The sequence below is a fragment of the Paenibacillus sp. J22R3 genome (assembly GCF_056269305.1).
Genome location: NZ_JBWDNS010000002.1, coordinates 420,500 through 435,329 on the forward strand (window position 1 = coordinate 420,500; position 14,830 = coordinate 435,329).

At 50.0% G+C, this 14,830-nt stretch carries 4 protein-coding genes; all 4 read left to right on the plus strand.

The features are described 5' to 3' along the window. The first annotated feature begins 19 nt into the window (after positions 1–19). The 4 genes from AC0YN4_RS10145 (at position 20) to AC0YN4_RS10160 (ending at position 14,739) form a co-directional block, all read left to right on the plus strand. The gene (locus tag AC0YN4_RS10145; RefSeq protein ID WP_475835728.1) at positions 20–1,216 is read left to right on the plus strand and encodes a glycosyltransferase family 4 protein; all 1,197 of its coding nucleotides are present in this window, start codon (positions 20–22) and stop codon (positions 1,214–1,216) included. Positions 1,217–1,698: 482 nt separating this feature from the next. Continuing rightward, complete coding sequence (locus AC0YN4_RS10150) at positions 1,699–2,628, plus strand: copper amine oxidase N-terminal domain-containing protein (protein WP_475835729.1); 930 nt, start codon at positions 1,699–1,701, stop codon at positions 2,626–2,628. Positions 2,629–3,135: 507 nt separating this feature from the next. Next, positions 3,136–8,754, plus strand: coding sequence for a glycoside hydrolase family 78 protein (locus AC0YN4_RS10155; RefSeq protein ID WP_475835730.1), 5,619 nt, complete (start codon positions 3,136–3,138; stop codon positions 8,752–8,754). 201 nt (positions 8,755–8,955) lie between these two features. Further along, positions 8,956–14,739, plus strand: a complete 5,784-nt coding sequence (locus AC0YN4_RS10160; RefSeq protein ID WP_475835731.1) for a WIAG-tail domain — start codon at positions 8,956–8,958, stop codon at positions 14,737–14,739. Positions 14,740–14,830 lie beyond the last annotated feature (91 nt).

Genomic DNA, 14,830 nt, shown 5'->3' on the forward strand with positions numbered 1-14,830 from the left:
AGAGAGGCGGGCTTCGTTCATGGTCAGAGCTAGAGCCAAAATCGCATTTGTGACACCGGGTACGTATGTACTGCCTTCTCAGAGCAGCAGCTCCGTGGAGCGGGTAGTTGAGAAGCTTGTGCCGCTGCTTGTTCCTCGAGTGGAAGCTTACATCTATGGGAGATCAAGCCGGACGCTGGAGAATAGGACGATGCTTGGCGGAGCATCCGTGGTTCGCTACCCGGCTCATAATAAAAGGCTGTATTTGAAGCGGGTAGGAAAATCCATCCTGACTCACCAACCGGATTTGCTGCAGATCGAGAATCGACCTCTTTATGCTTTGAAGCTTAGAAGACTGCGGCCGCAGAGCAAAATATGGCTGAACCTGCATTCCTCGACTTTTATCCGTAAACAGGCCATTAGCAGTGCACTCCTAACTCAGAGTTTCCGAGCTGCCGATCGCATTATCGTGAACAGCGAGTATTTGAGAGAGGACGTTGCCGCTCGAGTGCCGGAGTGCGCCGAGAAGCTGCGTGTCGTCTATCTCGGAGTCGATACGGAGCGTTTTCAATCTCAGTACTCCATAATGGGGGCTTATCGTAGGGCTCAACTTCGAAATGAACGCGGATGGTCGGGCAGAAGTGTCATTTTGTTTATGGGCAGACTTCTTGCAATCAAAGGGGTCCACCACTTGCTGAAGCTTATGCCAAAGCTTGTGCAGGAGCATCCTTCAGCACTTCTGGTTATTGTAGGTGGTGCGTTCTATGGTTCCAAACGTACAACTCCGTATGTGAAACAGCTGCGGCAGCTTGGTCGGAAGCTGAAGGGGCATGTGCAGTTTGTGCCTTATGTACCTTATTCCGAAGTGCCGAGCTGGTTCCTCGCAGCGGATGTCGCTGTTGTTCCATCTGGAAAGCGGGAGGCATTCGGCCTTGTGAACGTGGAGGCGATGTCCTGCGGTTTGCCTGTCGTCGCGACGCGGGCGGGCGGAATGAAAGAAATTATTGAGGATGGCGTTACCGGTTATTTGGTCAATCCGGATGATGTGGTTCATGAAATGCGTGAACGCTTGTTGAAGCTCTTGCGCGATGATCAGCTGCGTATGCAGATGGGTCGAAAGAGTCGGGAGCGGGTGGAGCAGCATTTTACTTGGCAGCACTCGGCAGAGCGATGGTTGGAGCTGTTTCGAGACGCGCAGATGGAAACCGATGTTGATGCGGAGGGGCGCTCGGATTAGATCCGAGTGATGAAATAAAATGTAAAATTAAGGTTGAAAAATGTCGAAAGCCAAAGTAAGATAGGAAGTAGCAAAAGATAGAGAATGGTAGGCAACAACGGATAACGTTGCTTAAGGAATTGATAGAGACGACATGCAGGAGGCACCTGCTTGCGGCTGATTATTCAGCTTGCGGGCAGGTGCTTTTTTTGCATTATAGGCTGGATAAAATGGTATAAAATGATAGATTTATCTCGTCGAATTATGGTGAGAAGTGGTAGAATATGTTAGTTCCTATGAAGGCAGCTTAGTCAAATTCAACTTAGAGGAGTGTTTGGAATGAAGATGTTTTATTCGCTTGTAGTGCTAATTATGTTGATAGTGATCTCGATGGGCGTGATGGGGATCGTGCAGGCTAGTAAAGAAAGTGCGCGGATACCGCGGGATGATGGACAGGGAGTTCGGGTTCGGGGAGATTAGTATATAAAAGGAGATGGAACGAAATGATGAAAAAACTACTAGTCACTACTCTTGCATTATCTATGGCATTACCGTTTGGAGTCGTAAATGCAGCAGTTCCGAAAATGTTGAAGGCAGACATGCCTATCGAGGTTCTATATAATGCCCGTAAAATTGCATTCGACGTGAAGCCTAAGATGGTTGATGGTACCGTATTGATTCCTGTTCGGTACGTAGCGGAGAAGCTGCAAGCGACTGTTACCCAACAAGACAGCACGATTCTGATTGTAAAAGGAAGCAATACGGTAAAGCTATCGATCGGATCGAATGTAGCTGTTATTAATGGGGAGAGCGTAACATTAGCGCAGCCTGCCATCGTTGAGAACGGGCGTACGCTTGTCCCGATTCGCGTGATCAGTGAGGGGCTGGGTGTTCCTGTTCGCTGGGATCCAGTGGCGCAGTTTGTATGGGTGGGGAATGAGGATATTCCGAACGCCGAGGATGTAGCGGATCTAGTGGATATTAAGCCGATTTTACCCTATTACAAGGGGAGAGAACTTTATCTCGATGTCTTTCAGACAGGACAAAAAGCTACGCAAGCCTATGTTTTGGAGTACAGTGATTTTCCGTTTATTTTGAATGGGTCTATCTATTATCGGTGGGATTTGTCGAAGGACACTAACGGTGTCCCTTATATCAAATCAACAACCACTCAAAGCGGCTCGATGGGGACAGGGCTTTTTTATCTCTCGAATGGTTACAAATTTCGCAACCGACCAGAGTTTTTCGGTTTCCGTGAGTCTATTGGTGTATTTCGTATCCACTACTATAGTGTTGTTTTGAAATCAGATGCTGACTTGGTTGGAGACATGAAATACTCCGAATTCACACTCAAAGATGCTCAATATATTGGAATTAGCAGCTCCGTTGGATTGAATTCAGCTCCTATCGTTGTCAAAAATCCATTCAACTAAGGAGACACCATGAAGCGTATAACGAGTACCATCCTTATAGTTACTTTGATATTCAGCATGTTTATTAACTTAGTCCCAGAGAAAGCTAACGCCGCCCTTGGAGATAATGCGAGTGTTATGCCTATCCCTGATTACAATGCTGCAGGTGAGGCGCGGTATTATGCTGTAGGATTTATGTATTATGAAACATGGAGTAAAAACGATGGAACGTGGGATTCGTCAAATCCTGAAGCACCAGGAAAGCCAGTACCGGTCACAAAATCGTATACGTTCTCCTTTCCTGGGAGAACGGTACGTGATGTAAAAGTTTACAACTTTAATTCTACGATGGAAATGGATTTATATCAGCGGTCTCGGGCAGGATCAGAGGACTACCCAGAATTCTCAAAATTCGTAAGTTCCAATATTGGAACTCCATCCAAAAGCAATGAAACTGGAAAAGGTACTTCTACCATTTCCTTTACGGCTTCAGCAACGGCAACATTAAATTCACTAGCTGTTTATGATATGAATGAAATATATCACGAAAGCTATTGTCCAACTTGTACACTATCAACAAAAATCTACCGCTACTATCTTCCGATTCTATTCGAAATCCAGCTTGACGGCGTACTTGAAGTTCATCATTACACAACGTCTGGCACGAATATCGATGCGGCCTTTACCAATCAGACGCAAAACATGACACAAGGCCAAAGCCAATCAATCACGCCTGGAACGGCTGCTGGCTATACGTATAACGGGTATAAGAAAAGTACGTTAAGCCCCCCAAGCGGGGGATCGATCATTACTGGAAGCCCGCCTACCTTTGTATATGATGGGAAATATGATCGATACTATCTCAATCTTTATTATGATCAAGAAACGATTTTAGATGGCAAAGCTCATGTGCGCCATGTCACGACTACCGGCCAGAGTCTCAGTTCGGTGTTTCCTGACAAAACCATTGATTTAACGAATGGTAATTCTTTTACTCCAGCGCATCCTTCGGCTGCTGGGTATGTCTATAAGGGTTATGTCAAAACCACAACAGGCGCGCCGCCGACTAGTCTTAGCAGCCCGACAGCAGGGGAATACAGCATTCCAATCTATAATAGCTCCTCATTCAAAACGCTCTATCTTTATTACATCTACGATGTAGTAAGTGCCGGCAAGATCCACGTTCGGCACATGGTTCGTAACAGTTCCTCTGAGCCCTACTTGCAGCAGAGCGAAGAACTGATTCCAGTACCGACTTTACCGCATTCCCAAGGGGTTTTCGCCAATTCTGCAACACACGGAATACTTCAAGGTAAGAATCTCTCTTATGTTGCATATTCGAACACCGTAACAGCTGGTTCGAGCGCCAGTGTAAATTTAACCGCAGCTCTTCCAGAAGCTTATGTAACATTCTTTTATGAAAAATCAAAGGACACAGGCCCTAATGACCCGCCAAGCTTCCAGATTGGCTATGTCTACCCGTACGCACCGACAAAACCACTGACCCAAGTCCTTGAGGGGACGGTGCTCGATCTTATCTATATTGAGGATCCAGCAATCCCAACGCCACATGATCCAGATGGTGACCTTATGACTTTCTTGGGCTTCGATTTCGGGGCCGGAAATGCATTCGTGCAGTCGATTCCATCGAAGAGCGTTGAATATAATGACGGCCAGCATACATTGACTATGGACAAGCTTGGATCACACCGTGTATGTGCTCAGATGAGAGATGAGCATGGACTCACGACTACAGCTTGTACAACAATTCAAGTTGTGCCGCCTAACCCAGTTCCAATTATCGACGGACCTTTCGAGGTTGTCGAGGGACGGCCTCTGCCTAATGCATTCGGTTCCTCTCATAGTTACAGTCCCATTGCTGGCCGTTCAATCAATCACACAAGAGATGAATGGACGAACAAAAAGTCTCTCTATGTTACGCCGGGTACTGAAATGATTACACTTAACGTGTACGATGCGATTGGGTTAAAATCCCTTGCGCCTGCTCAGCACACGTTGACAGTAAAGCCTGACTTGCCTCCAGACGTGACAATCACAGGTCCGTTGAAGCTGCTTCGGAACGTCACTGGCAATTATACGATCGATATTTTCAGTATCGACGGTGACACGATCGTGTCCAAACAAATTAAAGAGCGTTACGATAAAGACAACGATGGAAACTTCGTTGAAGAAACTCCTGTCAGCATAAACTTTGGAACAGGGAAGATTGATCTTAAGTATCTATCCGTTGGGAAGCGTCAAATCGAAGCCTGCGGAACGGAAGACTGGGGAAAAAGCGTATGTGAATCCATCATCATTGACGTCATCAATGATGCCCCATTCGTTTCGTTTGAGATGAAAGGCGATAATTCCTCTCCTCCTCTATATGGGATGACATACAAATTAAGGCCAAGCGATCTGATATCTTCAACGTGGAAGAATACGAGTCCAGTGAAGCGATGGATCTGGGATAGTGAAGAAAACTCTCTGTCTAGTGTGGTTTCATACGGAGTTAACCTGTGGAGAGGGCCTTCGAAAACAGGAGTAACGGTTAGCCTATTGACGGATCAAAGTGACAGTACAGTCTTATTTGATGATTACAAGATGGTCATCGTTCCAAACAGCAGTAAACGAGCTAAGGATGTTGAGGTCTATAAAGGTTCGACTCTGCTTCGCACCTATTCGCAAATAAGTGTAGAAGAAATCGACCGAAGCTTAGAGCTGGTCTATATTATAGACGCAGACTACGATTACCTTTATACGTTTACGCAATTAGCTCTAGGCCAGGCTCCTGAAGCGAAGATTGCGAATCCTAATACTTTCTGGGGTTCGGCTGGAAGTGACAGTTTTATTGTTGGAACTCACTCGATGCTGATTAATAAACCCATTAAATTTAGCCTTGACTCCAAAAATATATATACGACTAGAACTTTCCCGCAAGTTCAGTCCGGAACTAATCCAGATGCATCTGACAATTTTCTATTCCCGGCACCTCATTTAATAAATTCGACAACAGCCTATACCGAAGATTTACCAGCCGGGGTGTTCTATGTTCCTACGGGAAAAGCGCATGAAGGGGTCTCAATATCCCCGCTAGGATACGATGCAAATGGAAATGTTTACTACGAATCTTTCGATAAGTGGTCTAGAACGCCATCTCAAGGTTCTTCATCAAGTGTAACTTTCTATGAATTAGCATTGACTAAACTCGACGGCAAGTCAGGCAAGCCTGTCTATACCATCAAGGATGGTACCATGTATGATTATCAATTCGGCGGATATAGTCGTAGTAGTGGTTATAGTTTCGGAGGAAAGCTGGCCAGTAGTTCGGATGGCAGCAAAATTGGCTATATCGTCCGCTATAGCGGGACGCATAACTTAATCGCCAGAAAGGCAAGCGATGGCAGCCTGCTTCTTTCGAAGGCTTTAACTGCTACTGACTACATTATTGGATCATACAAAGACTACATTATCGTACAAGCTGCTACTGAGATTCGCGCCTATAAATTTAGCGATCTGTCACTTGCCTGGACAGCAACGGGAAGAATAAACGATCTAAAATTCACACCGAATGGATATGCTTATGGCACCTATGATACACAGGTTCTACAACTAGATCTAGAATCCGGTCAGTTAACGATTCTTGCTACAATGGGAGCGTATATCTATTCGTTGACGACTTTAAAGGATGGACAACTAGACGTTGAATCAGGGTATCGAAGTCATTACCTTCTTGCCTCTTCGACAATACAAGATAGACATTATGATTCATACGGGCAATTCTATAGCGATACGCTGCCACTGGAGGATGATCTATCAATCGGATTTAAGATGAAATACAACTTCAAATTTCTAGACACCGATATTTCATCTGGCTTTTCTTTCCGCATGGTAGACAAAGATAATATGTACCGGGTAGAAGCATCTAATGATACTGTGCGATTGGTGAAAATCGAGGATGGAACGAGAACTCTTCTATCGCAAGCGGATTTCATCATGCGACCAGGGACGTACAGTTCATTTACGATTAAAGCTCTTGCCGATAACATTAAGATTTATGTGAACGGCACTCCATTAATTGATGTAGAAGACAGCACTTTTACTGAGGGCAAGTATGGTCCGTACGGGAACACGGAATTAACCGAATTTAAGGACATGGAGCTAACGGAAATCTCCATTAACAAGTCTTTGATGCTCAATACGGCTTTGGTTGGAGACAATGTCCACTACTCCTTGACCAATTTCGATACGGAGAATGATCCTCTGGTAGCTAATAAGACGAAGTGGACATATAACAAAGCTGCTGAGAAGTTCTTAGATGCAGGTGACGGTAAATCCGGCCCTTCTAGTTTGTCAGGAACAACGTTTACTACACCTCAATCTCCGTTCGATAAAGTCGGTGCATATGATGTGGCCTATACAACGCTGGATGATCCGAATGGTGCGTATTTATTCCCGAATCTGACATTCAATGATTATCGTAAGGAATCAAACACGTACAGCACGCAAGTCATTGTTCATCGCAGACCAATTTCAAACTTTGCGCTATCCATAAATGCGGATGGCACAATCAAGTGGACAGATTCCAGCCACGATCCAGATCGATATTTAAGCGCAACTAACTACTCGACAGAGGCAACAGGCATTGACTATAAAGTGACCAAAGGCATCATGGAGAAGAGCTTTTACTACATAACGCCAAGTGGAACGATGGTTAATCAGAAACTGGTGGCACCACAGGAGCTGGGTAAATATGAAGTTGGTATGGCTGTAAGGGACGAGTATCAAGCGTGGAGCAGCTATTATACGGTAACAATCACCGTATCCAAGATCGCTGGTGCCAATGACCCGCCGATACCTGGCTTTACAACTACACCTGTAACCACCTATCGCGGTGTACCCATCACAATTGACTCCACAGCAAGCGATAAGGAAGATGGTGGACGTGTAAATCTTGCCCATCAGTATTTTATCTTGAGTCAAAGCACGGGAGTTGAAAGCTTCCAGAGCACGGTTAGGACGGCATGGACCAAAGCATTCAATACCATGGGTACGTTCAGTATCCGACAGGTCGTCACAGATTCTCTGGGACAGGAAGCTCAGATAAGTAAAAACGTTCATATTATCAATCGAAAGCCAATTCCGGATATTTATATTCCGAGCAGTACGGATCAAAACAATCCAACGAAGATGACGGTGCTGCGTCCTGCCTTCAAGTGGAATTACGGAGACCCGGACGACGATCCGCAAACCAAGTATCAGCTTAAAATCTATCGTTACGGCGGCATCTTAGAGTTGGATTCCGGTATTCAGAACGGTTCGGTCTTAAATTGGGTTCCAGGCACGGATCTTCCGGAAAAGGTCAACCTATATGTAGTCGTCCGTGTATACGATGGATATGACTGGAGCGACTATAGCGCGCCTAAATATTTATTTATTGAAACGAACCAGCCGCCTGCCGCGGATCTGGACTGGCTGCCCAAACTTGCTTATGAAGGCGACACGATTTCCTTGTCTCATGCGATCACGGATCCAGATCATGATCATGTCGATCTTCAGTATTCCATTGCGGACCCTGCCGGAAGAAGCCAGTTGTACAATTTCTCGGGGGATTTTCCTTATCCTACTGTGGGTCCGAGCATTCCAAGCTCTTCGGCAGGAACCTATATGATTCAGCTCTCGGTCTCCGACGGAAAGGCTCCTCCGGTCATCGTCCACAAAACCATCACCGTGCTGCCGCTATCGGTAAGCGGACAGGTGAAACATACGGAACTGTGGGATGAGCGTCGTAAGGCGAGCAATCGCGAAACCAGCGGCAACGAGAATAGCCCCCGCGCTTACGCGGTATATTGGGCAGGGGAGAAATTCATGTTGTCCGCTACTACGACGGCTACCGGAACCGCAACGATTGCCGATCAAGTGAAGGTCACGATGAACGGGATGACGGTTTCTCTTAGTCAGACGAATGCAGCAAAGACATCTTGGGCAGGGGCGATGTGGGAGGAGAGCTTCGAGGACTTCGGCGACGGGCCGCTGACGTTCACGTTTAAAGCTATTTACAATAATGGTACAGTCGAGACTACGAATGCGACGATTACGATTGCCGGCGATGTGCAGCAAACGATCGGCGTTCATCGCGTGCAATAATTAAATTGATTTTGGACGAAGCTGTTCCTTCGTGGGAGCGGCTTCTTTTCGCATTTCTCGCCTATGCAATAACATATTTATCCGAACGTTATCAAGGCATTCGCCGCCTTTTACAAATAATTAGACCTTCGATCATGTGACCAGCCCATGGGTGAATGCATATGATACCTATGACATTTGAGGTGGAAGAAGGAGAGGGCTATGGCGAAGAGCAGCAAAGGAAAAGGCCCCAAAGGGCGGAAGCCGTTATTTTATGTGGATAATCCGAACGCGTCGGAGTTGAAATGGCTCGAGGAATTGAAGAAGAAAAAGCCGATATCGGCGAAACCGGAAGAGAAAATGGTTCAAGTGAATGCAGCAGCACCTGTGCTGGAAACAGAAACTCCGGAAGAGGTTACGCAGCAAGTGGAGCCGGAAGATCAGCCTCGGCAAGAGGTTGAAGTGACTACTGCGCAGGAAGTTGCGGAAGTTGTGGAACAACAAGCGCCGCAGCAGGAGCCGGTCGTGGTTGTCTCGGAAGAGCCGGCCGTGCTGATTCCACATACACAGACGGAAGCAGAATTACAGGCATTGACAGAAGAAGTAGAGCGGCTGGCCCGCGAGAACGAAGAAGCAGAACGACTCCATATTGAGCAGATGGAGGAACTGTTGAAACAGGAGCTACTGCGCAAAGAGGCGCTAGTAGCCGAGAAGCGTATGCCGGATTCACCGCTGCCTTTCATACACACGGACGATATTGCCGACAATGCCATAACATCGGCTAAATTGGCATATGGTACGGTTGACTCCGACCGGATCAAGCAGAGTGCGGTCATTACGAACACGATTGCCGATTTCGCGGTGGAAAGCATCAAAATCGCTAACGGTGCCATCACCTCGTCCAAAATCGCGTCGGAGTCCATTACGGGCGACCATTTGACGAAGAATGCCATCTCAGGCACGAAAATTCGCGACCGCTCCATTACAGGCGATAAGCTGCGTGACAACAGCATTACGTCGGAGAAGCTGGCTGACCGGACAATCAGCGCCGATAAGCTTGCGGAAGGGTCCATTGAAGCGAAACATTTGAAGCCGCTTATTGTTACATCAGAGCTGCTCGAAGATCAAACCATTACTTCCAGCAAAATCAAAAGTGCGGCGATCCGTACCGAGAATATTGCCAACGAAGCCATCTCAACCTCAAAGCTTGCGGAAGGCTCCATCACCCGCTCGAAGATTCGCGATGGCTCGATAACTGGTGAGAAGATCAGCATTGGAGCAATCGATTCCTCCCATCTTCTGCCCGGACTGCTGCTTGCGGAGCATGTAGCATCAGGCGTTCTGCTGGGCAAACATCTGGCGCTGGGCGAAATTACAGCTGCCCATTTGGTTGAAGGAGCAGTCGGCACCAGAGAACTGAAAGCCGGTTCCGTAACGTCCGAATCCATTGCGCAAGGAGCTGTCGGCTCGAAGGAGCTGCAAGACGGCGCCGTGAAGTCGCAGCATATCGCTGCCGCCGAAATCGGTACGGAGCATGTGCAGGATTACTCGATCTCGTCACCGAAAATTGCAGACCTGTCGATCTCCACGATTAAACTCGTCGATCATGCGGTTACGGCATCCAAGATCGCGGATCATAGCATTACGGCAAGCAAGCTGACTGATGATGCGGTTCACGGTAAACATCTAAGCAGACTCAGCATCAGCGGCGACAAAATGTTATCCGACACGATCGAAGAACGCCATCTGGCGGAGAACTCGGTCGGCTCGAAGCAATTGATTGATAACAGCGTAGCTACCGGACATCTGATCAACGGTTCCGTTACGGATAAGAAGCTTGCGGCCCAGTCGGTGAAGCAGGTGCACATCAGCGCAGCTGCTGTCGGTCAAGTACAGCTGCAGGATGAGTCGGTCAGCGAGCAGAAGCTCGTCGATGGCAGCGTAAGCAGCGCTAAGCTGGCAGAGCTTTCTATTCAGACGAAGCATCTGGCGGATGAGTCCGTCACATTTGATAAAATCGGTCCGGAAGCGGTTCGCGCCTTCCATCTTTCGCCGGGAACGGTAACGGAAGAAGCCATCTCGCCGGAAGCGGTAACCTCGCAGCATTTGCAGCCGGGGCTTATCGAAGCGTATCACATCAGCGAAGGTGCGATTGAAACAAACGCACTTCAAGATGGCGCGGTGAAATCCATTAAGCTGGCAACCGGTTCCGTATCGGAGCGGCATTTGGCAGCGGGCTCGATTCACTCTCACCATTTGGCGGATCACATCGTGAATTCCCTCAAGCTGTCACCGGAGAGTGTTTCTACCGATAAGCTGACGGACTGCGCGGTGACATCAAGTAAACTGGCTGACAGCAGCGTAACGACGGCTAAGCTGGTGAACGGTTCCGTTACAAGCGATCAGTTGGCTTTTGGTTCCGTTACGCGTAAGCATCTGGCCAAAGGTGCAATCGATGCAGAGCATCTTGCCAAAGGCATTATCACCGAACGGCATCTGTCGGCAGGCATCGTCGGCAGCGATGCGCTGGCTCAAGGTGCGGTTACGGGCGATAAGCTTGCACTGGGATCGGTAACCGGCGGTCATCTGAGCAGCGAATCGGTAGGCAGCAAGCACTTGGCGGAGCAATCCGTCTACGGCGCGCATCTTGCACCGGATAGCGTTCGCGACGTTCATCTGAGCAATGATTCGGTTACCGCAGCGAAGCTGAGTGAAGGCAGTGTAGCAGGTTATCATTTGCAAAATGAAGCGGTAAGCTCCCGTGCAATCGAGCCTTCCGCGATTCATGGCCAGCATGTAGCTGCTTCTGCCATTGATTCCAATCATCTCGCAGAGTCTTCGGTTGGCAGCACGCATCTGAAGATCGACAGCGTCCTGCAGCTTCATTTATCCGAGGAGTCCGTTGGCACGGATCAACTGTGCGACGAAGCGGTAACAAGCTCGAAGCTGTCATCGCTCTCTGTGCACGGCGATCACATCCAACTAGAGACCATCGCAGGCAAACACTTGAAGGCTGAAGCCATTCAAGGGTACCACATCCGCAAAGGTTCGATCTCCCAAGCGCATTTGGCATCGGAGTTTTACACGTTTGATAAGGCGCCGGATGGCATCATCCATGGCATCAAAATCAAACGCGGTACCATCAGCAACGATACGCTGAGTGACGGGGCTGTCAGCAGCACGAAGATCGCAAGCGGAGCCGTTGGATCCGAAGCGCTCGGCACATCGGCGGTTGGCGAAGGACATTTGCAGCCGGGCGCGGTAACGCTTAGCAAAATTGCACCGAAATCGATCGCAAGTGCGCATCTGACGGCAGGCGCTGTCGGAAGCGAAGCGTTGGGCGAAGGAGCGGTGATCAGCTCGAAGCTGGCAAACGGCGCAGTCGGTTCGGATGCGCTAAGCAAAGGAGCGGTCGAAAGCTCGCATCTGGCAAGCGGAGCGGTCGGAACGGAAGCGCTGAGCGACAGCGCGGTTACGAGCGAGAAGCTGGCGAATGGAGCGGTTGGTTCGAAAGCGCTGAGCGACGGAGCTGTAACAAGCGTGAAGCTTGCGCCTGGAGCAGTGAACACAGATGCGCTTGGCAACAGCGCCATTACGAGCGAGAAGCTGGCGCGCGGAGCTGTCGGCTCGAAAGCGCTCGGAGACGGAGTCGTAACCAGCGCGAAGCTGTCGAGCGGAGCAGTCGGCACGGATACAATCGGCGATGGAGTGGTGACAAGCGCGAAGCTGGCGAGCGGAGCGGTGAGCACAGAAGCACTCATCGACAGCTCGGTGACGGGCGTGAAGCTGGCAAACGGTGCAGTAGGCACGAAAGTGCTGAGAGACGGAGCGGTAACAACCGCGAAATTGGCACTGGGAGCCGTGAGTACGGAAGCACTCAGCGATAGCGCGGTGACAAGCGAGAAACTCGGAATAAGTGCGGTAAGTACGCAAGCAATCAGCGATGGAGCGGTAACAAGCGCAAAGCTTGCGAGTGGATCGGTTAGCACGGAAGCGCTGATCGATAGCTCGGTAACAAGCGAGAAGCTGGCAAGCGGAGCAGTGGACGCGGAAGCGCTTGGCGACAATGCGGTAACAAGCACGAAGCTGGCAGCCGGAGCGGTCGGCACGGATGTGCTCGCCGACAACGCAGTCACAGGTGCGAAGCTGGCCAAAGGAGCCGTCAGCGCCGAAGCGCTGGGCAACAGCGCAGTAACAAGCGCGAAGCTGTCGAGCGGCTCTGTCGGTACGGAAGCACTTGGCGACAACGCGGTAACAAGTGCGAAACTGGCAAGCGATTCGGTCGGCACAGATGCGCTCATTGACAGCGCAGTGACACGTACGAAGCTGGCTAGCGGAGCAATCGGCACGGAAGCGCTCAGCGACGGCTCGGTGACAAGAGCGAAGCTCTCCGGCGGCTCGGTCGGCACGGAAGCGCTTGGCGATAACGCGGTAACAAGCGCGAAGTTGTCCGGAGGCTCCGTCGGCACGGAAGCACTCGGTGATAACGCGGTAACAAGCGCGAAACTGGCTAGCGGAGCAGTCGGTACAGAAGCGCTCGGCGACAGCGCGGTAACAAGCGCGAAGCTGGTGAGTGGAGCAGTCGGCACGGAAGCGCTGAGCGACGGTTCGGTGACCAGCGCGAAGCTGTCGAGCGGATCGGTCGGTACAGAAGCGCTCCTCGATAGCGCGGTAACAAGTGCGAAGTTGGCGCTCGGATCGGTTGGCACGGCAGCACTCAGCGACAGCGCAGTCACAGGTGAGAAGCTGGCAGGCGGAGCGGTCAGTACGAAGGCGTTGTGTGACGGAGCAGTTACAAGCGAGAAGCTCTCTAGCGGAGCAGTTGGCTCGGAAGCACTTAGCGACCACGCCGTAACAAGTGTGAAACTGGCGAGCAGCGCAGTTGGCACGGAAGCACTCGGCGATAGCGCAGTAACAAATGCGAAGCTGGCAAGTGGAGCAGTTGGAACAGAAGCCATCGTCGATGCAGCCGTAACAAGTGCGAAACTGGCGAGCAGCGCAGTCGGCACGGAAGCGCTCAGCGACAGCGCGGTAACAAGTGCGAAGCTGGCGCCCTTGTCGGTCGGCACGGAAGCGCTAGGCGACAGCTCGGTTACGAGCACGAAGCTGGCACTCGGCGTAATAAGCGAAAGTCACTTGCAGCATGGAGCAGTGACATCGAACATCATTGCAAACAAAGCCATTGGTTCTGCTCATTATGCAGCAGGTTCCGTGGGTAGCGAAGCGATCAGCGATGGCGCTGTCAGCGGCACGAAGCTGGCGAACGGAGCAGTTGGTGAGAACCAGCTGCAAGCCGGCTCAGTGACGCTTAGCAAGATCGCAGCACGCTCCATTACGACCTCGCATCTCATCCCTGGCTCCATCGAAAGTGTTGCTTTATGCAACGGATCGGTGACCTCGGAGAAGCTGGCAGTCGGTGCGGTTGGCACAGAAGCGATCGCTGACGGAGCAATTACGCTCGAGAAGCTTGCGCCCGGCGTACTAGCGCCGGCTCAGCAAACCATATCAAACGGCTGCATCGAGGAAGGCCACATTGCAATCGGAGCAGTGAATTCAGAGCAACTGGCAGACGGCGCTGTAACAGGTGTCAAAATCGCCCTCGGCAGCATTACGGCAGCTCACTTTGCTGAAGATGCATTCCCGGTTCAAGCAGCTCCGGCTCCGGAATTCGCTGTGGAAGGCAGCTCGCTGCAAGACGGCAGCATTAGCAGCGATAAGCTCGATTTCACACCGGTTACGACGGTCAAACGGGAAACAGCCGTCATCCAGCAGTTCGGGCTTGCGCCGTACAGCTTCCAAGGCCAAGGCGAGCAGATTGACATTACGATTGGTTTCGACCAGCCATTCAGCAACAACGTTTATGTGTTCGTTGCGACGACGGATCAGCCTTCCTGCTATGCTGTAATCAAGAGCAAAACAGCCGAAGCGGTTCAACTGACAATCGTGCGGACCCGAATCAGCCCAGAGCCAATCGGTCTGGTGAACTGGATCGGAATCGGCCAGTAAAATAGGCAGAAATCATAGCCGGAGCCCCCTCAGGGAGCTCCGGCTATTTGGTTATTAAAGTATATTCCAGTTGACAGCGTTCTCATTTCTC

What these genes read in the sequence shown, in the direction of transcription:
- AC0YN4_RS10145 (WP_475835728.1), top strand. Translation starts at nt 20, where the DNA reads ATGGTCAGAGCTAGAGCCAAAATCGCATTTGTGACACCGGGTACGTAT.
- AC0YN4_RS10155 (WP_475835730.1), top strand. Translation starts at nt 3,136, where the DNA reads ATGAATGAAATATATCACGAAAGCTATTGTCCAACTTGTACACTATCA.
- AC0YN4_RS10160 (WP_475835731.1), top strand. Translation starts at nt 8,956, where the DNA reads ATGGCGAAGAGCAGCAAAGGAAAAGGCCCCAAAGGGCGGAAGCCGTTA.
- AC0YN4_RS10150 (WP_475835729.1), top strand. Translation starts at nt 1,699, where the DNA reads ATGATGAAAAAACTACTAGTCACTACTCTTGCATTATCTATGGCATTA.